General features: G+C 29.7%; 19 protein-coding genes. 18 read left to right on the top strand and 1 reads right to left on the bottom strand.

Annotated elements, in window-relative coordinates; genetic code table 11:
- The first annotated feature begins 75 nt into the window (after positions 1 to 75).
- The 16 genes from D2A34_RS01165 (at position 76) to D2A34_RS01090 (ending at position 19,606) form a co-directional block, all read left to right on the top strand.
- Positions 76 to 1,635 carry a nitrogenase component 1 gene (locus tag D2A34_RS01165; RefSeq protein WP_119365464.1) on the top strand — a complete coding sequence of 520 codons (1,560 nt, stop codon included), beginning with the start codon at positions 76 to 78 and terminating at the stop codon, positions 1,633 to 1,635.
- Between the two features lie 18 nt (positions 1,636 to 1,653).
- The gene (locus tag D2A34_RS01160) at positions 1,654 to 3,021 is read left to right on the top strand and encodes a nitrogenase component 1 (RefSeq protein WP_119365463.1); all 1,368 of its coding nucleotides are present in this window, start codon (positions 1,654 to 1,656) and stop codon (positions 3,019 to 3,021) included.
- Between the two features lie 60 nt (positions 3,022 to 3,081).
- The gene (locus D2A34_RS01155; protein ID WP_119365462.1) at positions 3,082 to 3,843 is read left to right on the top strand and encodes an ABC transporter permease; all 762 of its coding nucleotides are present in this window, start codon (positions 3,082 to 3,084) and stop codon (positions 3,841 to 3,843) included.
- Between the two features lie 31 nt (positions 3,844 to 3,874).
- Positions 3,875 to 4,660, top strand: coding sequence for an ABC transporter permease (locus tag D2A34_RS01150; protein WP_119365461.1), 786 nt, complete (start codon positions 3,875 to 3,877; stop codon positions 4,658 to 4,660).
- A gap of 24 nt (positions 4,661 to 4,684) precedes the next feature.
- Positions 4,685 to 5,779, top strand: a complete 1,095-nt coding sequence (locus tag D2A34_RS01145; RefSeq protein ID WP_119365460.1) for an ABC transporter substrate-binding protein — start codon at positions 4,685 to 4,687, stop codon at positions 5,777 to 5,779.
- Positions 5,779 to 6,714, top strand: a complete 936-nt coding sequence (locus tag D2A34_RS01140) for an ABC transporter permease (RefSeq protein WP_119365459.1) — start codon at positions 5,779 to 5,781, stop codon at positions 6,712 to 6,714. Before D2A34_RS01145 ends, D2A34_RS01140 begins: the two co-directional genes overlap by 1 nt.
- A 48-nt stretch (positions 6,715 to 6,762) precedes the next feature.
- The gene (locus D2A34_RS01135; RefSeq protein ID WP_242965990.1) at positions 6,763 to 7,521 is read left to right on the top strand and encodes an ABC transporter permease; all 759 of its coding nucleotides are present in this window, start codon (positions 6,763 to 6,765) and stop codon (positions 7,519 to 7,521) included.
- A 75-nt stretch (positions 7,522 to 7,596) separates the two neighbouring features.
- On the top strand, positions 7,597 to 8,886 hold the full coding sequence (locus D2A34_RS01130; protein WP_119365458.1) for an O-acetylhomoserine aminocarboxypropyltransferase/cysteine synthase family protein: 1,290 nt from the start codon (positions 7,597 to 7,599) through the stop codon (positions 8,884 to 8,886).
- 289 nt (positions 8,887 to 9,175) lie between these two features.
- Entirely contained in the window at positions 9,176 to 9,721 is a 546-nt protein-coding gene (locus tag D2A34_RS01125; RefSeq protein WP_079438631.1) for a UBA domain-containing protein, read from the top strand.
- A gap of 109 nt (positions 9,722 to 9,830) precedes the next feature.
- Positions 9,831 to 10,385, top strand: a complete 555-nt coding sequence (locus D2A34_RS01120; RefSeq protein ID WP_119365457.1) for a UBA domain-containing protein — start codon at positions 9,831 to 9,833, stop codon at positions 10,383 to 10,385.
- A complete protein-coding gene (locus D2A34_RS01115; RefSeq protein WP_119365456.1) occupies positions 10,378 to 11,058 on the top strand; it encodes a response regulator transcription factor in 681 nt (226 codons plus the stop codon). The genes D2A34_RS01120 and D2A34_RS01115 overlap by 8 nt, the downstream gene beginning before the upstream one ends.
- Positions 11,051 to 12,301, top strand: a complete 1,251-nt coding sequence (locus tag D2A34_RS01110) for a sensor histidine kinase (protein ID WP_119365455.1) — start codon at positions 11,051 to 11,053, stop codon at positions 12,299 to 12,301. The genes D2A34_RS01115 and D2A34_RS01110 overlap by 8 nt, the downstream gene beginning before the upstream one ends.
- 477 nt (positions 12,302 to 12,778) lie before the next feature.
- Positions 12,779 to 15,277 (top strand): dynamin family protein, encoded by a 2,499-nt coding sequence (locus tag D2A34_RS01105; RefSeq protein WP_119365454.1) that lies wholly within the window; start codon positions 12,779 to 12,781, stop codon positions 15,275 to 15,277.
- Positions 15,278 to 15,328: 51 nt separating this feature from the next.
- Positions 15,329 to 16,018 (top strand): hypothetical protein, encoded by a 690-nt coding sequence (locus tag D2A34_RS01100; RefSeq protein WP_119365453.1) that lies wholly within the window; start codon positions 15,329 to 15,331, stop codon positions 16,016 to 16,018.
- A gap of 6 nt (positions 16,019 to 16,024) precedes the next feature.
- Entirely contained in the window at positions 16,025 to 17,797 is a 1,773-nt protein-coding gene (locus tag D2A34_RS01095) for a dynamin family protein (protein WP_119365452.1), read from the top strand.
- A gap of 3 nt (positions 17,798 to 17,800) precedes the next feature.
- Positions 17,801 to 19,606 carry a dynamin family protein gene (locus tag D2A34_RS01090; protein ID WP_119365451.1) on the top strand — a complete coding sequence of 602 codons (1,806 nt, stop codon included), beginning with the start codon at positions 17,801 to 17,803 and terminating at the stop codon, positions 19,604 to 19,606.
- A 625-nt stretch (positions 19,607 to 20,231) separates the two neighbouring features.
- Here D2A34_RS01090 and D2A34_RS01085 read toward each other — a convergent pair.
- A complete protein-coding gene (locus tag D2A34_RS01085; RefSeq protein ID WP_119365450.1) occupies positions 20,232 to 21,128 on the bottom strand; it encodes a helix-turn-helix transcriptional regulator in 897 nt (298 codons plus the stop codon).
- 179 nt (positions 21,129 to 21,307) lie between these two features.
- Between D2A34_RS01085 and D2A34_RS01080 the strand changes: the two genes are divergently transcribed.
- Together D2A34_RS01080 and D2A34_RS01075 are read left to right on the top strand one after the other, a co-directional pair.
- Positions 21,308 to 22,981, top strand: coding sequence for a glycoside hydrolase family 13 protein (locus D2A34_RS01080; protein ID WP_079438645.1), 1,674 nt, complete (start codon positions 21,308 to 21,310; stop codon positions 22,979 to 22,981).
- Between the two features lie 26 nt (positions 22,982 to 23,007).
- Positions 23,008 to 23,604 carry a DUF1349 domain-containing protein gene (locus D2A34_RS01075; protein WP_079438646.1) on the top strand — a complete coding sequence of 199 codons (597 nt, stop codon included), beginning with the start codon at positions 23,008 to 23,010 and terminating at the stop codon, positions 23,602 to 23,604.
- The last annotated feature ends 19 nt before the right edge of the window (positions 23,605 to 23,623 follow it).

Genomic DNA, 23,623 nt, shown 5'->3' with positions numbered 1-23,623 from the left:
ATTGTTACAAAAGGTTAAAATTATGAAATCCATATTATGACATAATAATAACAAAATTAAGAAAGGTGAAGAAACATGAAAGAAATAAATTTAAATGTTGCTGAGGTGGAAAAACGTGAAACAAGGCTTGGAACTATTATAGCTTGGGATGGTAACGCTGAAGAACTTATAGAACAATCTGACTATAAGGGTAGAGGTTGTGGTAAGAAAAATAGTGGCTGCAGATTATGTGAAATAGAAGGACCATTTGCACAAGGAGCTGGATGTTCTGAGGAAATGGTAGAATGCCAGGCAGGTCAGATTAGAGATGCAGTGTTAATACAGCATTCCCCAATAGGATGTGGAGCTGGACAAGTTGGAAATAATCGATTATTTCGTTTTGGACTTGCAACAAGAAATCTTCCAATAGAAAATGTAAGAATAATTAGTACTAATTTACTTGAAGGGGACATGGTTTTTGGAGCAACAAAAAAGTTAAAGCAGACAGTTGAAGATGCATATAAGAGATATAAACCAAAGACTATTTTTATAGTATCATCGTGTGCGACAGGAATAATTGGAGAAGACATTGAAAGTGTAGCATCTGAATATGAAAAAAAACTTGGGATTCCAGTAGTACCATTGATTTGCGAAGGTTTTAAGTCAAAGCACTGGACTACAGGTTTTGATGCAACACAACATGGTATCTTGAGACAAATAGTAAACAAACATCCTAAAAAACAGGAGGATTTAATTAATATAATAACTCTCTGGGGATCAGATGTATATACTCCAATGTTTAAAGAGCTTGGACTTAGAGTTAATTTTGTAGTTGATTTGGCAAGTGTTGAAGATTTGGAAAGGCTGTCAGAAGCAGCGGGGACTGTAAGTTTCTGTTATACATTATCATCCTATCTTTCAGCTGGTCTGGAACAGCATTTTGGAGTACCAGAAATAAAGGCTCCGCAACCTTATGGATTTAAGGGAACTGATGCATGGCTCAGAGAAATAGGAAGAGTAACCCATAGGGAAGAGTTAGTTGAAAAATATATTGTAAAAGAACATAAGAGAGTTGAGCCTATTATCAAGGAATTAAGGAAGAAACTAAAAGGAGTAAAAGGATTTACCTCAACTGGTTCTGGATATTCTCATGGTCTCATCACAGTACTTAGGGAATTGGGAATATCAGTAGATGGTTCCTTAGTATTCCATCATGATCCGGTATATGATAGTGGAAATGTAGAAGAAGATTCATTAAAACACTTAGTTGATAATTATGGAGATGTTAAAAACTTTAGTGTTAGTAATAGACAACAATATCAATTCTATAGTCTATTAAAGAGAGTTAGTCCAGATTTTATTTTAATAAAACATGGAGGATTGTCACCACTTGCATCAAAATTAGGAATTTCAGCTGCACCTTTAAGTGATGAAAGTTTAACAATAGGTTATCAAGGAATGATATATCTGGGAAACAAGATATTAGATATTTTAGCAAAAAAGAAATTCCATAATATTTTGAAAGAGCATACCGAAATGCAGTATACAGACTGGTGGCTGGAACAATCTGATCCATATATATTAGCGAAAAATCCTAGACTTTTAGATGAGAAGTTTAATGAATTACTTGAATCAAGAATAGCAGTAGACATTTAGAAGGAGTTAAGAAGAAAGATGAGTAAAAAAGTCAAAGAGATAGTGAGAACAAATTCTATAGAGCAAGTGCGTTACGGATGTGCAATAGGAGCACTTGCATCAGTATCAGCAATTCCACATGCGATGCCAATCACACATTGTGGCCCAGGATGTACATCAAAACAATCTGGTGTATTAATGAGTAATGGCGCTCAAGGTGGCGGATACAGTGCTGGGCCTGTAATCCCATCCGTCAATGCAACAGAAAAAGAAGTTGTGTTTGGTGGAGAAGAAAAGCTAAGAGAATTAATTAAGGGAACTTTACTTATAGTTAAAGCAGACTTATATGTGGTTCTAAATGGATGTATAGGGGAATTGGTGGGTGATGATATAGGCGCAGTTGTAAAAGAATTTCAAGAGTTAGGATTTCCAATTGTGCATGCAGATACAGGTGGATTTAAAGGAAATAATTTAATTGGTCATGAAATAATCACTAAAGCTATTATTGATCAATTTGTAGGTGATTATACTGGAGAAAAAGAAGAGAAACTTATTAATTTATGGTCAGAAGTACCTTATCAGAATACGTTTTGGCGTGGAGATTTAGAAGAAATTAAAAGAATATTAGAAGGTTCGGGTTTTAAGGTTAATGTTTTTTTTGGAACAGAGAGTAAGGGTGTAGAAGAATGGAAAGACATTCCTAAAGCGCAGTTTAATCTTGTACTTTCACCATGGGTTGGTATTGAAACAGCAGAATATCTTGAAAAGAAATATGGACAACCATTTTTGCATATTTCTACTGTACCAATAGGAGCAAAGGAGACATCAGATTTTCTTAGAAAAGTAGCACAATTTTCAGGTAGAAATAAGAGAAAAGTTGAAAACTTCATAAAAAAGGAAGAAAAAAGATATTATTATTATTTAGATACTTTTTCAGAATTTTATGCAGAGTATGGATGGAGTGTAACTTCATTGTATGCTGTAATTAGTGATTCAACATATGGGTTAGCACTTAATAGATTTTTGGCAGACCAGTTAGGTTTAGTTCCAGCTATACAGGTTATTACAGATAATCCACCAGAAAAATACAGAAAACAAATAAATGATGAATTTAAAAATATTTCAGAAGGCATATCTACTAAAGTTGAATATGCCGAAGATGGATATACAATAGATGAAATAATTAGAAATACTGATTTTCAGGGCAGATCACCAATAATCTTCGGTACATCATGGGATAGAGATCTAGCAAAAGAATTAAAAGGATATATTATGGAAATTGCTCTTCCTGTATCTAATGAAATTGTTATTGATCGAAGTTATGTGGGTTATAGAGGTGCATTAACGTTCCTAGAAAGACTTTATACAATAGTCACAGCAACAGATACAAAGGTAATAACATCATAAAAGTTTTTATGATGATATTTCTTATAATTTTAAATTATTTAGAAAGGTGGGACTGGAAGAATGAAACAAAGATATGTAAATATTATTGTTGTGGCTATTTTCTTTTTAATATGGGAATTGGCAGCCAGAACTGAAGTATTAGATACTCAATTTATACCAGCATTTTCAACTGTAGCATTACGAATGTTTAAAATGGCATTGAGTGGCGAATTATTTGTACATATTGCCATAAGTATTGAGAGAATGGCAATTGGATTTATTTTAGCTACAATTGTATCAGTACCAGCTGGATTTATCTTAGGAGGATGGGTTCCTAAGTTGGCAAGATTCTTTAATCCTCTGTTTACAAATTTTTCTCAGATTAATCCATTTACTTTAATTCCATTATTTATAATTTTATTTGGAATTGGAGAAGCGGGTAAGGTAAGCATTATTTTCTGGGTTATATTATGGCCGATGCTTTTTACCACTATGGCAGGGATAAATCAAATTGATCCAATCTTTATTAAGGGTGCAAGGTCGATGGGAGCTAATGGAATACAAATATTTTTCAATGTTATTCTTCCAGGAAGCATAAACAGAATATTTACAGGTATAAAGACAGCATTAACAGTGGGATTTACTATGCTTATTGGTACCGAAATGGTTGGTTCTGAAGCAGGGATAGGATGGATTGTTTCTAATTCTCAAAAAAATTATGATGTACCAAAATTATATGTAGGAATTTTGACCATAGCAATAGTGGGAGCATTAATATCGGTATTAGCTGATAATTTAAAAAGCTCAATAATTGTTTGGGAAGATGATTTAAAAGAAGAATAGTTTAATTTAAATAAGGAAGGAGGTAAGTAACGTGAAGGAAGAGAACAAAGTAATATCTAAAATAGGAAAATTGATTTTTAGTACTTTATCAACAATAGCATTCTTTATAATTTGGTATTTAGCGACTGCAACTGGAATTTTAGATACTGGAATTATTCCTGAACCATTAAAAGTATTTAATCAATTAGCTACAAATATATTTAAGGGTGATCTGCTCAGTCATACATTACTGACATTTAAAAGAGCAATAATGGGTTTTTTTGTGGCATTAATAGTGGGATTATTAGTAGGATTTTTCTTAGCTTCTATTTCAAAGAAGTTAAGAAGTTACGTAATTCCAATCTTACAATTTTTCGAAAAACTTAATCCGTTTGCACTTTTCCCTTTGTTTATGTTGTTTTTTGGAATAGGAGAATTTAGCAAAGTAATAATAATTTTTTGGGTTGCAGTTTGGCCAATCATTTTTCACACTATAGCTGGAGTAGAAGGTGTAGATAAGCTACTAATAAAGTCAGCAAGAACAATTGGAGCATCATCTAAAACAGAATTTTTTAAGGTAATTTTACCAGCATCACTACCAGATATTATTACTGGCATTAAATTTAGTGCGCAAATAGCTTTTATATTAGTTATTTCAGCAGAAATGCTGAGTTCATCAGCAGGATTAGGATGGTTTATAAGTATTGCAAAAACACAATATAATCTTCCTAACTTATATGGAGGAACATTATTTGTTGCAGCATTAGGGATAACTATAAATAAAATATTAAACATATTAGAGAGTAAATTATTTGTATGGAAAGAGAAAACTTTTTAATATATTCAAGGAGGGTAAATTATAATGGCAATAGAAAAAGATAAAAAAGTAAAAAGAATTATTCAAGCAGTAATAGCAGTTTTGGTTATAGGAGGTATTATTATAGGAGCACAATTTGGTAAGACGAAATATTCGTCTCCATCTGAATCCTTGGAAGCTAATAGTAGCACAAAAACTACTGATAGTAATTCTACTAGTAGTGATGATTTATTTCCAATAAAAACAGCAACAAGAAAGGATTGTACATTAGCACCTTTTTTAGTAGCAGATAAAAAGGGATTTTTTAAAGAGGAAGGATTGAAATTGGTATTTACTGGTGAACTAAATAATGATGCAGTAACACCTTCAATTTTATCTGGTGATAATGATGTAGCAGATACACATCCAAATTCATTAGCACTTAAGGTATATGGAGGGTCAAAAATTAAAGCCGTAGGCCGTTCCATAATTGAACCAGGTCCTGATGTTGATCCTAAATTAAGACATATGAGATTCTATGTAAATAAAGATGCGGTAGCATCTGGTGTTAAAACGTGGAACGATTTAACAAATTATAAAGGCAATGAAAAAATAAAATCAGCTGGGTTTAACAATACTTGTGAAGATTTTATTCCAAACAAAATTTCAGATGCCAAAGGTGTTTCAAGAGGCAAATTTGAATGGATTACATTTGAATCAGATCTTCAAAAAATTCAAGCTTTAAAACTTGGGCAAGTTGATATAATAGGAGTCCATCCACCATTTTTTGATGCAGCTACAGAAGCAGGACTTACTCAAATTTCAGATTCATCAGAAGCAGGACTTGGTGAAGCAACTGGAGTTTATCTATATTACTTTTCAGATAGTTTTATAGAAAAAAATCCAGATAAAGTAGCAGCATTTGTTAGAGCTATGACTAAAGCACAAAAATGGGCAAATGCCAATGTTGAGGAAACAGCAAAACTAACTAGCGAATTTATAGGAACTGAAGTAAAAGGAAATCACTATTATTCTGAAACTACACAAATCAATGAAGATACCATAAAGCCATGGATTGAAGATTTAGAAAACACTGGAGCAATTCCTAAAGGATCTATCAAAGTAGATGATATTATAACACATAAATTTGAGGCACAATAATGAAAAAAGATACAGATGTTCTTTTAAATCTTAAAGATAAATTAATAGAAATATCAGGTTTGATTATTTTGATTATGCTTTGGGAATTTGTAGCTAGAGCTAGAATTATTAATAGTGATATATTTCCAAGCTTTACAGTAACCATAAGGAAAATAGGTTATCTATGGGGAAATGAAGATCTGTATATGCATATAATGTCAACATTGTGGAGATTCACATTTGGACTTTTATTAGCTGCTTTAATAGGAGTAACAGCTGGTACAATTCTTTCAAAATATAATGATATTTATTTAATGTTTGAACCTTTAATCAGAATTTTTGCAAAAGTTAATCCATTTTCTTTGATTCCTGTATTTATTGCATTATTTGGAACAGGTGAAATGATAAGGCTTGCAGCAGTTATATGGGTAGGTGTATTCCCAATATTGCTTGGAACACTACAAGGAATAAAACAGATTGACAAAGGTTTAATAAAATATGTTCAATCTATGAATATTTCGTTATTAGATACAATATTCAAAGTATACGTTCAGGCATCTGCACATAGTATTTTTGCTGGGATTAGAGTAAGTGTCCAAATGACATTCTTTATTATAATTGTTGGAGAAATGATGGGAGTTAATTCAGGACTTGGATATCTATTGCATAATGGAGCACATCACTATTTCGATGCACCTAAAGTATATGCAAGTTGTGTAATTATAATAACATTAGGGGTTATAATAAATAGGTTTTTTAAATATATACAAAATGGATTATTTTTTTGGGAAGAACCAGTGTCGCTTTTTAAAAAACATAAAGTATACAAAAAAATAGATAATTTTATTTTTATTATATTATCAATTATCGTAGCAGGAATATTAATACTAGGAGAAGGGCAATTAAAGTGGGCTGCCTATAAAGCAGAACATCCGATTGAATTTTTCAAAGAGTAAATTAGCAATGTTAAAAGAAAGGAGTTGAATTATATTAAATTAAAAAGTGTGAATATAAAAGGTTACGTTACAATAGGAATTTTTCTAGCTATTTGGGAATCTTTTTGTAGACTTAAAATACTAGATCCTATACTTATTCCATCTTTTTCAAAGGTCATAACTGGAATTGCAGAATTGTTTTCGAAACAAAAACTTTTATATCATATAGGCCTTAGTTTTTATCGATCTTCCTTAGGATTTTTACTTGCAATTATTATTGCAGTACCGTTAGGCGTTGCAATTAGTATCTTAGTTAAACAAATCCAGGAATCAGTAGAACTTGTTTTAGATGCCTGTTCACAGATAAATCCATTTATTGTTTATCATTTAATTATAATTATTTTAGGTGTTGGAGAAGTCACACAGATCATAGTCATTACATGGACATGCATATGGCCGATACTTTTTAATTCAATTACCGGAATACTTAATGTAGATGAGTCTTATATTAAGCATGGAGAATCTTTTGCACTTAATAAATGGAATCTTATAACAAAGATATTGTTACCGGGTGCTTTACCTCAGATTATGTATGGTGTTAAGCTGAGTCTTAATTATTCATTATTTATGTTAATAGCTGCAGAAATGATGGGAGGAAGTTCTGGACTTGGATTTTTAATTAGGTCATCCCAGAATATGTATAGAATAGATTGGGTAGTAGGAATAGTTATTGTTATTGCCATAGTAGGATTATTAATGGATTCAGTGGTTATGCGCTTAGAAAATAGAAATCCGCATTTGAAATATATACTTTATGACAAAGAATAAGGAGAGAATCTATCTGATGCCTATGGTTTACAGAATAAGAAATAAAAAAATAAAAAGCAAATGGAGGCAAAAAGCATGAGTAATCAAGAAAGAAAATTAAAATTTGAAACATTGCAACTACACGTAGGACAGGAGAATCCAGATCCGACAACCGATTCAAGAGCAGTGCCAATATACCAGACAACATCATATGTATTTAAGAACAGTGCGCATGCGTCAGCAAGATTCGGACTAACTGATGCTGGTAATATTTATGGACGTTTAACAAATTCTACACAAGATGTTTTTGAAAAACGTGTTGCAGCATTAGAAGGTGGGATAGCAGCTCTCGCAGTTGCATCAGGAGCAGCTGCTATAACATATGCGTTGCAAAATATAACTCGTGCAGGAGATCATATAGTAGCAGAAAAAACTATATATGGTGGATCTTATAATTTATTAGCACATACATTCCCAACAAATGGAGTAACAGCAACTTTTGTGGACCCTGATGATTTATCAAATTTTGAAAATGCAATTCAAGAAAATACAAAAGCTATTTTTATTGAATCACTTGGAAATCCTAACTCAAATATATTAGATTTTGAGGCATTAGCAGAGATAGCACATAAACATAAAATTCCGCTAATAGTTGACAATACGTTTGGAACCCCGTTCCTTTTCAGACCAATTGAATATGGAGCAGACATAGTTGTTCATTCGGCTACTAAATTTATAGGTGGACATGGTACATCATTAGGTGGTGTAATTGTTGATTCGGGAAAATTTGACTGGATAGGTTCAGGAAAATTTCCACAATTAACTGAAGCTGATCCAAGTTATCATGGAATTAAATTTGCAGAAGCAGTTGGTGCAGCGGCATATGTAACAAGAATTCGTGCAACTTTATTAAGGGACACTGGGGCGAGCATAAGTCCATTTAATGCATTTATATTATTACAAGGATTAGAAACACTTTCTCTTAGACTTGAACGTCATGTTGAAAATGCTTTAAAAGTAGTACATTTCTTAAAGAATCATCCAAAAGTTGAGAAGGTTAATCATCCATCATTACCAGAAAATCCTGATAATGCTTTATATAATAAATATTTCCCTAAAGGAGCAGGTTCTATATTTACTTTTGAAATTAAAGGTGGAGCAGAAGAAGCACAAGCATTTATTGATAGATTAGGAATTTTCTCTTTACTTGCAAATGTAGCTGATGTTAAGTCACTTGTAATACATCCAGCAAGTACAACACATTCACAATTAAGTGGGGAAGAATTATTAGATCAGGGAATTAAGCCAAATACAATAAGATTATCAATAGGAACAGAACATATTGATGATATAATCTATGATTTATCTCAAGCTTTTGAAGATTAAGATTAATATATACTATATTTAGCACCTCATAAATTGCCTGGATTTCCATTTTAGCATTTATGAGGAATAAATAAAACGAGACTTACTTAAGTAAAAACAAAAACAGCCTTAACTATTGATATAAATAGGTTAAGGCTGTTTTTTTGTAAGAGGATGTATATTGATGGTGTTTAATAAAAATTATGAGATTTTAATCTGATTTTAATCTTTCTTATATTTTAGATTAATTTTTGCGAAGTATTATATAAACAAGGTAAGAGACAATAAAAAAATATGGAGGATGATTAATATGGAAAGAGATGAAATGATTAAGGTGTTAATGGAAAAGACTAAAGTAAGCTATGAAGAAGCAGAGGAAGCATTACAAAATTGTGATTTTGATCTTCTAGATTCTATAATTTACTTAGAAAGAAAAGGAAAAGTTGAAAATGATGCAGCTAATACGATTATAGAAGTGGCTGTAGAAGGCGAAGAAGAAAATAAAAAAGAAAATGAAGAAAATCATAAGAAGAAATGTGGAGGCATTGGAGAAATTATTGGCAGGGTATTTAAATTTATGAAGAAGATAATTATCAAAGGGAATGAAAACTATTTTGAGATGAAAAAGGAAGATAAAAAACCAGTAAGGATTTCACTTACCATATCTGCACTGTTACTGATAATTGGATTTTGGCCTGTTACAATATTATTAGTAGTTGGTTTATTTTTAGGATATAAATACTCAATAACAGGCAATGATATTAATAAAGATAAGGTTAATGATATTTTAAATAAAGCTTCAGAATCAGCGGACAATATAAAAAGTGATTTTAAAGAAGGATATAAAGCTAATTAATTTACAGATGGAGTATTAGAGGTTTTGAAGTTATTCGAAGCCTCTTATTTGTATATAAAAACATCAAGTTAAATGGTATAATTTAGACAATAGATATGGAGGGTTATTCATGGAAGATCATAAGCTTATAGAAAAATTGAAAAATGAAGCTAATATAAGTTATGAAGAAGCAAAAGCTGCACTTGAAAAGTCAAATTGGGACATTCTAGACGCATTTGTTTATTTAGAGGTAATAGGTAAAGTTCAAAGACCTTCTGATAGCATATTTTATACTAATGAATATAAAGAAAATTATATTCAAAGCATGATGACTAATAATAAAAATCAAGAGAATAATTATAATAATGCAAAAAGGGATAATACCTTTGAAGGGATTTTTGTAAAAGTATGCAAAATAATAGATATATGTAATAACATTTTCTTTGAAATAAAGAGAGAAAATAAAGTATTTCTTAGGATTCCAGTTACAGTGATTATACTTTTATTAATATTCTCCTTTGGTATTGTTATTCCTTTATATATAGTAGGACTTTTCTTTGATTTTGAATTTTCACTATCAGGAAAAATGAGAGAGGTAGATAAGATTAATCATGTACTTAAGTTAATATCAGAAAATGTAAAAAAGGTAAAAGGTAAATTAAAAAGGGGATTTAAAAATGGTTAAAATTTTAATTGTTGAGGATGATGAGAAGCTTGCAAGATTTGTAGAGTTAGAGTTGTTACATGAAGGATATGAAATCTTAAAAGCGGATAATGGAAGATTAGGTCTTGAAATAGCTGAGAAGGGTGAAGTAGATTTAGTACTTCTTGATATAATGATTCCGCAAATAAATGGATTAGAAGTATTACGTAGAATTAGGAAAACTTCAGATTTGCCTATCATAATGCTTACTGCAAGGGATGCCGTTATGGATAAGGTATCTGGACTTGATGCAGGAGCGGATGATTATATAACAAAGCCTTTTGCAATAGAAGAGTTATTAGCAAGAATAAGAACAGCCCTTAAAAAGAGGACTGTTATTGAAAGAAGAAATACAGACATAATAAGCTGCGGATTATTGTCTTTAGATAAGATGAGACATAAGGTAATGTATGATAATACAGAAATAGAATTAACAAACAGAGAATTTACTTTATTAAAAACTTTATTGGAAAATAAGAATATAGTATTAACTAGAGATATACTAATGGAAAAAGTATGTGGCTATGATTATATTGGAGAAACTAATGTAATAGATGTTTATATAAGATTTTTAAGGACCAAAATAGATGATGCATTTAAAACAAAAATAATATCCACGGTACGAGGGGTAGGATACGTTATAAAAGATGAGTAAAGTTAACAAATCAAAAAATGTTACATCTATTGCAATAAAATTAAATTCTATTTTTGTAAGAAAATTATTTTCAAAATTTCTTTGGATTGATATACTTACAATATTTTTTCTTATTTTATACTGGTGTGTTGATGGGGAAATCAATTTTTACGGAGAATTTGTACTAAATGCCAAAAGAGCATTAAATTTCTTACCTATAGAAAATGCAACTTATATAGTAGTTTGGGGTAATGGTCAAACTATGGTTAAAGAGGCAGGTAGTTTTTTATATTTAGTTCAAAGAGTGTCTATAGCTATAGCTGTTATACAGGTCTTATCTGTACTAAAAGAAATTATTTTTGGAACAATGAGAATTAGAAGGACACTAAAACCTCTTGATGAAATAGCTCAAACTGCAAGCAGACTTAGCAATATGACTTTTGATGAGGAGAAATTTCAAAATCTTGAGGAGGCCATCTCTAAAATTAGCCCTGTAATATCAGATGAAAAAATTTATACTGGAGATAGTGAACTTCATGGATTAGAAGAGGCAATAAATAATCTTTTAGAAAGAATGAGAGATTCTTATAAACAACAAGCAAGGTTTGTTTCTGATGCATCCCATGAACTAAGAACTCCAATTTCTGTAATACAGGGGTATGCTAATATGCTGGATCGTTGGGGAAAAAATGATGAAAGTGTATTAAATGAGTCTATTGAAGCCATTAAAAGTGAATCTGAAAATATGAAGAATCTAGTAGAACAGCTGTTATTTTTAGCTCGAGGGATTAACGGTAAAACACAGATTAACGCTAAAGAGTTTTTACTAAATGATATGATGAATGAAGTCCTTGAAGAGTCGAAGATGATAGATGAAAAACATATATATAGATACCATAGTTCAGAACAAATAATTGTTCATGGCGATATTGGTTTACTTAAGCAGGCAGCTAGAATATTAATTGAAAATGCAGCTAAGTATACTGAAGAAAATGAAGTTATAATGTTTAAAACAGGAATAAATGAAAAAGGGGAACCTTATTTTTCAATTCAGGATAATGGTATAGGAATGGACGAAAAGGACATACCACATATATTTGAGCGATTCTTTAGAGCAGATACAGCAAGAGTTAGAAAGAATGGTGGTACTGGGTTAGGACTTTCCATAGCTAAATGGATTATTGATGGACATAAAGGGTATTTCTCTGTATTAAGTAGAAAAGGCATTGGTACTAGGATAACAATATTTTTACCTAGAAGCTAAATAAATCAAACCGAGTTATATTCATTATTGATGAAAATATTAGTGGTTATTATCATTAATTTAAAGAAAAGGTGCTACTCTTTGCGGGAAGGGCACTTTTTTCTTTGCTCTTAAAGCCTACCTATATATATTGTAGTTTTATAGGAAAGTCTAATCAAGAATGGGATTTGTATATCTCAAGAACTATTCCATATAGAGTGGGAACTTTGGTAATAGAGTTTAATGGGGCCGTGATGAAGAAACACCTTTTTGTGAAGGTGAACGAATAATTAGTAAATTTGACATGCTTGATTGATGTAACGTTCACTTATTTGAATTTATAATTTATAATAGTATATGAAGTCATTTTATGGCTTTAAATATTAGGTTAAAGTATCTGAAAAATATCACTTTATTTAGATAAATGTTAGTAATTGTGGTAATATAACAATAAATAAGTAATATGAAATATAAATTAGCATTGTAATGGAGAATTTTATGGGAACGAATAATTATATACTAGATATAATAGATGAAATTAAAGAGATTCTACAAAAAAATGATTATATAAAAAAGAGATACAATAAAGATATAGAGTGGTTTAAGGAAAGAAAAAACCTGTATAAGAATAATGCAATTAGAGTGGCTATCATGGGGATAACAAGTAGTGGAAAATCTACTTTGGTAAATGCACTTTTAGGTGAAAAGATTTTACCAATGGCTATAAGGCCAAGTTCTAGTATTATAATTACTGCATCTAAAGGAGAATGTAGACAAGCTACAATATATTTTAAGGATAACAAGCCACAAATTTTAAAAGACGATGAACTTAATGAGAATATTATAGGAAAATATGCAGATGAAAGTAAAAATCCTAATAATCAACTAAATGTTACTCAAATTGATATTACAACACCTAATTTTATGTTGGGAGAAAATATACACATAATAGACAGTCCGGGACTAGACGCTTGGAATTTAGAAAATCATGAGAAGTTGACTTTAGAAATATTACTTCCAACAATAGATATCTGCATCTTTGTAACTACAGTAAAAGCTAATAGTGATGGAACTAATGCTGAGAAAATTAAAATTGTTAGTGAAAAAGGAAAGCAGGTAATTTTAGTTCAAAATATGATTGATTCAATTGAAGAGAAAATAGGCAGAAATGGAATAGTTGAAGAAGATAAAAATACTATCCTAAGAAAACATAAAAAGAGAGCAGAAAAACTCTTAGGAGAAGTTACTGAGCAAAGAGAGGATTTCGAGGTCATACAAATATCAGCGCTTAATGGATTAAAAGGAATAATAACAAGAGATAAAGAGTTGTATAAAAATTCTAACTTTAATGTTTTTATTAATACAATAGAAAATTGTGCTGGTAAAACTATTCCTAAACTAGATGGGCAAAGAGCCATAAGCCTTATAGAAAAAATTAATAATATAATAAATGCTGATAGAGAAATTATAAAGGGAAATGAATTAGATACAATAGAAGAATTAATTAAAGTACAAAGTAAAGACATTGATAATCTTTTAGATACTTTTGAAAATTCTCAAGAAGAGATATTTGTTAAGATAAATGAAATTGAAGATGTGATTTTTGAAACAATAAATAAAATTGCAGAAGTATCATCGGATATTGTTGAAGATTATTTAGAAATAATAGATAGAATTAATAACAAAAATTTATATATTGAAAGTGACATATTAAATATAGTTAAAAAGTGCGAAAAGGAAAAGAAAAAGATATATAATAAGCTTAATCTTGATATAAGGCTTTCCTATGTTCTACCAAGCGTTGAAAGTAAAAATATTGAGATCAAACATAAATTTGAAGAAAGAACAATGTTGTTTAAAAAAGAAGGAGTATTAAATAAGGGAAAAAGATTGTTATCTAACATCTTTGATAGAGAATGGGGATATAAAGAAGTAGAATATGATGAAAAAATAGTCGATAAAGATGCTACTATACAAATGGTTAGAAGTATATGTAATCAAAATAAAAACAGATATATAGAGATATTGAAAGAATGGACGCATCAGTATAGAAAATCTATTGAGGTTTTTTACGATGAAGTAAACAAGAGATATGAGGAATATGAAGAAAAGAAGAGTCAAAATATAGAACTCTATAATATAGAAGAAGTTAGCAAGAGTTTGATAAGTATTAGGGATGAACTTATTAACCTAAAAATCGAAGAAAATGAAGTGGCCGCTACGAATATTAATTATGAAAAAAGAGTGGCATACCCTATTTCAAATATGCACTATAACCTTTATATGTTAAGTAATAGGATACTAGAAGAAAACTATTTGCTAATAGGGAAATATATGAAGTATAAATGTAAAGAGAAGACAAATAAGGAGGCTCTTGAACTTTTCTGGACATGGGATATAGATTCATGTAAAGAATTTATTTCAAGGATTTATGGCTTATATCTAAAAGAACATGAGTGTGAAATAATAAGAAAAGAAGGCATATATAGGTTTGGGAATATAGTGATTGTTTATGAGTGTGATAGATATAATTTGGATTTACACAATAAATTAAAGCACATAAAAGATTATTCAGTAAATATTTTTATTATCTTTAATGGAATTCAAATAGGAAATTCTAAGAAACAGATTTTGGAAAGCAGAAATTTGAGCTATTTTCTTAAAGAAAATGATGATTTAATGATTAATTTGGTAATAGATTCAAGCAGAGAATTTATTAATGCAAAAAATGTACATGAACTTTTATATGAAGTAGCTGATTTAGAGAACAGTATTGAAAATAGATTTAAGGGAATAAAAAATGATTATATGTTAATAAATTCTAAAAACCCAATATATAATATGGCTTTAATAGAAGGAAAAGAAAAAGATAATTTTTTAATTAGTGATTATAAGACCGTGAAAGAAAAATTATTTGAAAATCCTTTATCAAGGGGTGTAGAGGAAAAAGAAATTTTAGAAGAAATTTTAAGTTATTTTTTGAATAAAACTAATTAAAATAAAATAGATGGAGAAATTAGGATAATTATTATGGAGAAGGAGTATATAATGGAAGACAAGTCAATTTTAATTCAGAGTGATGAAGTAACTAAGAATATAATGAGCGAAATACAAGATGATATGATAGCCTTACTTTCTAAGGCATCTCGAGGCATGTCTGAAGAAGTAGCAGAGAAGTTAAAACCAATTGAAAAAAAAATCAATGATTTAAAAGGAGACTTTCAAGAATTCACAGAAGAGGATTTTGCGGAAAAACTTGATGATTTAAATACTAGCATACAGAAGATAACAAAGTCTATAGAGAGTACAGTAGAAACGGCGATTAAAAAAAATATAGTGGAACAAAACAGTGTATTATTTCAATCAATAGAAGAAAGATTAGCTATTTTAGGATTAAAGGTTGTAAAAGATGCTGCAAATAATAAAGACGCTATTTTAAATAAAATAGATGATATTAATGTAGAAAAAGTTGAAGAAAAGGTAGAATTATTAGAAAAATCTATTGGAGGAAAAGTGGAATTGCTAGAACAGTCAATGGAAAGTAGTTTATTTGATAATAAAATTTCAATTTTAGGAAAAATTAAGGATATTGATGATAAAATTAAAGATAAAGATATTATAATAGAATTAATAAATAAATTAGAGAATGAACTTAACGAGAAAATAGAATATATACAAGAAGAAGTAGAATGGGGAAATAGGTCATTCTTTTCTAAGCTTTTTGGGAAGAGGAGATAAAAAATAATGACGAATATAGATTTGATCAAAGACGAAAGATTTTATAGATTACTGGAAAAATACCTTAGTAATGAAAATCAAGGAGTAAACTATAGGAAATACTTTGAGCATTTTATTGAAAACTTAAATAAAAAAGAAATAATTGTTCCAGTTTTGGGGATTCAAGGCGCAGGAAAAAGTAGCTTTTTAAACGCTATATTAATGGAGGATAATGTATTACCAACTGATGTTGATGAAACAACTTGTGTGCCTGTTGAAGTTAGATATGGAGAAAATATTGAAGAAGCTATAGTGTATTATTTAAATGGAAGTAAAGATAATATACACATAAAAGATTTAGAGAAGTATGTACATAATGATTATAATGAAGCAAATAATCTTAAAGTATCAAGAATAGTTCTTCATAATAAAAGTGAGGTGCTAAAAGAAAATATCGTTCTTGTTGATTTACCAGGGGTTGGTAGCTTAACGCCACAAAACCAAAAAACTACTTTAGAATATGTAGATAAGCTAGTAGCTGGAATTTTTATGATCAGGACAAATCCTCCTATTACAAGAACTGAAAAAAATTTCATAAATGCTTTATGGCCTAAGTTAACCAATACTATTTTTGTTCAGAATAAATGGAATGATGAAAGTTTAGAGGATGCAAATGAGGCAAGAGAGCACAATGAAGGAGTTTTAAGTAGTATAAGCTATGCTCATAATGAAGAAAGAAGTATAAATGTAAATATTGTAAATGTTTATGAAGCTGTAAAAGGGAAATTTACTAAAAATGAAGCAGCTTATAATAATTCTGGCATAGTTAATGTTTTGGAGGAAATAAGAAATATTTCAAAAGAATATAAGGAAGAATTAACTAAGACTTTAAAGGCAAGAATCAATGAAACATTGGAAAGCATTACTGATAGAATAGAGACTTATAAAACCTTAGCCTTAAATGAAGATAAGCAAAATGATGTGGAAAAAGAAGAAAGAATAAATGAAATAAAAAACATTCTCTCAGAAAATAAACGAAAAATAAGAAATTGTAGGTCTTATGCTGAAGATGAAATGGGGAATATTATAGATAGTTCTTCAAAGATAATAAGAGAAAATATTGAAAATTTAAAATTAGAACTTAGAAGGATTATTAATAAGGGTATAGTTGATGGAAGCAGACTTAGTTTAGTGTATAAGGAAACATCTGATAAAGCAATAAACAATATAATGGATGAGGTCTTATCAAATATAAGTGCTTTTATAAAAAATATTAGTATTGAACTTGAAGAAGTAAAGATAAAAGGCTTTGATGGAAGATATGAAAATATATCGTTTTTCAATAAAAAGAGTTCAATTAAATTTGAAAAATCTCTTCCGGCTGTATTGGGAGTATCAAGTGGGGTGGTAAGTACAATTGGAGCTGTTGGGATTTTCGGAGGACCAGCAGGAATTCTTGTAGGTATGGGAATAAGCTTAGCATTTTCTTTAATAGGAAATCATATGCGTAAAAAGATAGTTGAAAATAGAGCTGTCTATACTTTAAAAGATTTAGAGCCTATGATAGAAGATCTGGAAAAGTATTTAAAAGAAGAAATAATTGGTGATTTAATGGCTAAGCAACAAGAAATAGATGATTCTATAAAGACTTTAAGAGTTAATTTAGAGAAGAATTTTAAGGAAGATATAGAGCGTATAGAAAAGCAATACGAAGCAAACTACAATGAAGATCATGCCTTAGAATTTGAAAAAGACTTGAAAGTGTTAGAGGGATTAATAGAGGAATATAAGGAGAATTAATATATGGATTTTTTTAAAAGCTGTGTAGAGAGACAGAAGAGAATTGATAAAGTGATTAGTATAATTGAAAATGATGATATTAAAGCTAAAAATTTATTAATAAAAAGCAGGATAATAAATCCCGCTCATTATATTGTCATGTTAGGGGAAACAAGTTCTGGGAAAAGTGCCTTAATAAATAGTATGTTTGATAATAAGATATTGGTTGAAAGTGTAAAACCAACTACCGGAGTTGTCACTGAAGTTATAATTGGCAACAATTATGAAGAAACTCTTGTAGCTATAAACAATGACTTTAGCATGGAGATTATAGATAGTGATAAATTTGCAGCGCTTACGTTAAAACCAAGTGATAAATTGAATAGGTTGAGATATATTGGACCTTGTAAAAATTCGAAATATGATGGAATAAGAATTTTTGATACTCCGGGATATGGTTCGTTAATTGAAAGACATGAGGAAGTTTTAAAGGAATTTATACCTGAAAGCGATTTTATTATATATGTAGTTTCATATAAGACTGGAATTGGGGAAGATGACTTTCAATTCTTGAAATATGTCGGTGAAATCATAAACGATAATGTAGAAGTAGTATTATCTATAAATATGTGCCCACAGGGTATCACAGAGGATAATAAGAGAATTTCTGAAATAAGAAAGAGTGTTAATGAATGTATTCATAAGGATGTTAAAGCGTTTCTTGTTGAAAGCAGTAGTGAAAAGAATCCAGTAACAGAGGCATTATGGGATTACATTTATGAAAGGACTAATGATGAAAGTAAAAGAGAAGAACTTTCAGAAACGTTGAAAAACTACCAAGATTATTTACTGCGTGAATGTGAGATTAAGATTAATTCTAGAATTGCAGAAATAGAAAGTACAAAAGAAAATATAGAGGAAAGAGTAAACATAATTAACGATTTTCTTGAGCAAAAGCAGAATATATTAGAAGCAATAGAAAATGGATTCGTGAAAATAAAATTAAAGTCTATAAGATTAATTAGTAAGTCTGATATAAGAATTAAAGAAGAGATTTTTAAATACATATATGATGAAAGTAAATGGTCAATGAAAGAAGAAACTTTTTCATTAATGCAGCATTATTATGTACCGAAGCTTACTAATGAAGAAACTGAGAATTTAGTTTCATATATTGAAGACGAATTTATTAGCTTGGATAGAGAAATTGAAAATATGCTCGATACACAGATTATTAAAATAAAAGAAGATATTAAGAAAAGTGCACCTTCTTATAGCGAAGTTATTGAAGGAATAATAGAAAAGCATAGAGGAGATGTTATTGGACGAGCTACAGGTGAAATGTTTAGAAAAGCATATAAAGGAACCTCTGGAGAAGTAGATGATGAATATGGGACGAGTAAGAATTTAAAGAAAATTGTAAATACATTTGAAAGAGCAACATTTGGAGAAATAAATGCTAATCTAAATCGTTTGTTAAAAACAATAAGGGCTACATCTTTAAAAGGGATTACAGAATCTTTAAATATATTTACAGATTCAATATTCTTTTTATATGATTCATTAACATGGCAGAAAAAAATAGAAGAGATATCTATAACAGCCATAGATAATTGGGCAAATAATATTGAGAATTCTACAAGAAAATATTTAGATGAATTAAAAGAAACTAATAAAGAAGAAATATTAGCTCTATTTAATGAATTAAGAGAAGAATTAAGTAATGATAAAAATGAGCTGGAAAATATAAGTTCAGAAGAACTAATTAGGTTAAGGTCAGAAATAGAATTCTTACTAAATAAATGTTTACTAGTAAACTTAAAAAAATAATATAGATGAGTAATATCTAACTTAGAATTAAGTGGTTACTTACCGAAATCAGATACATTTTTGTTCCTCAGGACTATGAAAATATCGCTGAAAGTACTAAATGGCAGATTGTACCCACATTAGCTTGCTCCCACTTTCAGTGTGACAAGCTAATGTGGAACAAGCTACCATTAAGTACTTTTAACAGCTTATTTTCAAATGCCTGCTTCACAAAAATGTATCTGATTTCTGATGAAAATATCACTTAAAATCTAGTGAAGATATAAATGTGTTCATATAATAAGTGTAAGCATTAATTTACTTATAGATAACCAAAACAAAAATTTTATTAAATTATTCAAATATATATTTCAAGTTTTTAAATTAAATACTATAGATAAACCATTTAAATGTATACCACACCAGAAAGAAAGGGCATTCTTTTGCGCAGTGTTGCATTGAGAAAACTGCTATAGTATTTCTTCAGTAAAAGTTGTTCCATTCTTGCTTGTCATGAGCTTTAGCTCAGGAGCATGCAGGAATGGGTACAACTTTTACTGTTAGAAATACATAGCTGGTTTCTCTAGTAACCGAGCAATAGAATGCCCTTTATTTCGGTGAGTTGCATATATAATTCAAAGTTTACCTATACATCTATAAATTTATCCTTATTCGTTTCTCTAAATTCTTTTGGTGTTATCTTGAATTTTTCTTTAAAGAGCTTATTGAAATAAGAGACACTATTAAAGCCTGTCTCAAAAGAAATTTCTGTTATGGATTTATCTGTTGTATTTAATAACTTTGATGCCATAGCTAATCTATAAACATTAACATATTCGTTACAAGTTATACCTAAATGTTTTTTGAAAAACTTCATAAAATAATATTGGCTGAAATTGCAGGTATTAGCAATATCAGAAATGGGAAGTTCATGCATGTAATTTTCATGTATGTAATTTAGTGTAGCTTTGATCTTTTCTGTAGATTCATTAGTTAAAGAAGATGTTTTTTTCTTTAAAATTAAATCATTCTCATAAAGAAGTGAAAAGAAATAAAATAGTAGAGATTTTATTTTTAATTCAAATGCAGTCTTTTTTATGTCAAAGCAATTTATAATTTCACTTATAGAGTTAAATATTTCATCATAGCCCGCTAGGAAATTGTTTATTATTATGGGTAATTGATGTTCGTTGTTAGATATGGGTGCAAAATATTTAATTAAGCAGCCATCTGTGGTAGAACTGTTTAACATTCCTAAATTAAAAACCATAACATTCCAGGTGCAATGCATATTGTCAACTGGATAGATTGAATGTAATGAGAATGGTTTTATTATTAAAATATCTCCGTCTTTAAGGATATACGAATCTAAATCTACTCTGAATTCTGCCATTCCCTTTTCAACTATGATTATTTCTATTTCTTCATGCCAATGAGTTACTATGGAATGCGATACATTATCATTAATTTCGCAATGATAAACTGAAAAAGGCAAAATAAAATTACCATGAATTCTATTTTCTTTTAAATTTAAGCTATGCAATATTATCACCTCAAAAGAACAGTATTTTTATGTTTTTGCACTTTATTTTGCAAGTATTACTAATATTTATAACTTATAATAGCATTATATTAATATTTTTGAAACAGAAGTGCTAATAATTAATTATATTTAGAAGTTATTACAATACTTAGAAGTAATAGCAGTTTTGGAGGGGACTTATGAATTGGCAAAGAGAATTAATAGCTTATCAAATTTATCCGAGGAGTTTTAATGATTCTAATGGAGATGGTATTGGGGATATAAATGGTGTCATTGAAAAATTAGATTATTTAAAAGATTTAGGAATAGATTTAATTTGGATTAGTCCAATATATAAATCACCAAATGATGATAATGGATATGATATTAGTGATTATAAAGACATACTTAAGGAATTCGGTACAATGGATGACTTTGATAATTTACTTAGAGAAGTTCATAAAAGAGGTATGCGCTTAATTATGGATCTAGTAATCAATCATACATCAGATGAACATCCATGGTTTATTGAAGCAAAAAGTTCAAAAGATAGTGAAAAAAGAGATTGGTATATTTGGCGAAAAGGAAAAAAAGCTACGGACAAGGAACTTAGCTTGGAACCCAATAATTGGGCAAGCATATTTGGAGGATCAGCCTGGGAATACGATTCAAAGAGTGACGAATATTATTTACATTTATTCAGTAAAAAGATGCCAGACCTTAATTGGGAAAATGAAAATTTAAGAGATGCCCTTTATGAGATGATTAATTGGTGGCTAGATAAGGGGATAGATGGTTTTCGTGTGGATGCAATCAGTCATATTAAAAAGTTTGATTATGATGATATGCCTAACCCAGAAAACTTAAAATATGTGCAGTCCTTTGATAAGCATATGAAACAGCCAGGCATAGATGTATTGCTCCAAGATTTGAAAGAAAATACCTTTGATAAGTATGATACATTTACAATAGCAGAAGCAAGTGGTGTCGGTATAGAAGATTTAGAGGAATGGGCAGGAAATGAAAAAGGTAAATTCTCAATGATATTTCAATTCGAGCATATGCAATTGTGGAAAACAGAAAATGATGAAAAAGCTAATTTGGTAAATTTTAAAAGGATTCTATCTGGATGGCAAGATGCTATTTATAAGGATGGATGGATAGCTTTATTTTTGGAAAATCATGATTTGACAAGAAGTGTATCTAAGCTTGGAGATGATAAAAAATATTGGAAAGAAAGTGCTAAAGCTCTTGCACTGATGTATTTTATGCAAATGGGAACTCCATTTATTTATCAAGGTCAAGAAATAGGTATGACAAATGCTGATCATGAAAGCATTGAGGATTTTGATGATGTTGCAACACTGCACAACTATAAGGAAAAAGTGGCATGTGGAATGTCTGAAGAGGAGTCGCTTAGAGTTATAAAGGCAACTACAAGAGATAACTCAAGAACTCCTATGCAATGGAATAACGAAGAAAATGGTGGATTTACTTCTGGAGCTCCATGGATGAAAGTAAATAGAAATCATAAAGAAATTAACGTAGAAGATGAACTTAAAGATGAGGATTCCATACTCAATTTTTACAAGAGGATGATTCAAATAAGGAAAGGAAACAATACATTAATATATGGGCAATATAATATTATTTTAGAAGAACATGATAAAATTTATGCATATACAAGAAGTTTAGACAATGAGAAATATATTATAATTACTAATATATCAAAAGAAAATGTGGAATATAATTATAGTGAAGAAAATCTTAAACATAAAAGCTTGATTCTTTCAAATTATAGAGTTGAAGAGCATGCTGACATGACAAAATTTGTACTAAGACCATATGAGGCTAGGTTATATAAATTATGTTAGTAGATTGAGTGCTATGGGAGGGTAAAATGTTTAAATTCGATTTTGAAAAGACTTTCTGGATTTATGAGCCACAAAAATATCAAATTAAAGATAATAAAATTGAAATTATTACAGAGCCAAATACAGATTTTTGGCAAAGAACCTATTACGGATTTAGAAATGATAATTCTCCAGCTTTGTTAATGAAAACTGAAGAGAAATATTTTTCTTTTACTATTAAAACTGAATTTGATAGCAAAAAGCAATTTGATCAATGTGGCATTATAATTTACCAGAATAGCGATAACTGGTTTAAGGCATCCATAGAATATGAAAATAAGGAGTATCAAAGATTAGGAAGCGTAGTTACGAATAATGGATTTTCAGATTGGGCTACAACAGATATAGCTGGAGATATAAAATCAATGCACTATAGATTAAGTCGTAGAGAAAGTGATTTTTGCATTGAAAATTCCTATGACGGCAAAGTATTTAAACAAATGAGAATCTTTCATTTATTTGAAGGAGATAAAGAAATAAACTTCGGTCTATATGCTTGCAGTCCATCAAATTCCTCCTTCAAAGCAGAATTTTCAGAACTTAGTATGTCTGAATGTTTATGGGAAGAACATAAAAATGCTTAAATAGAGGATTATGCGAGAA

The organism is Clostridium chromiireducens (assembly GCF_003575225.1).
Classification (GTDB): domain Bacteria; phylum Bacillota; class Clostridia; order Clostridiales; family Clostridiaceae; genus Clostridium; species Clostridium chromiireducens.
Note: the sequence above shows the minus strand (reverse complement) of the source record. Positions and strands in the feature narration are given on the sequence as shown.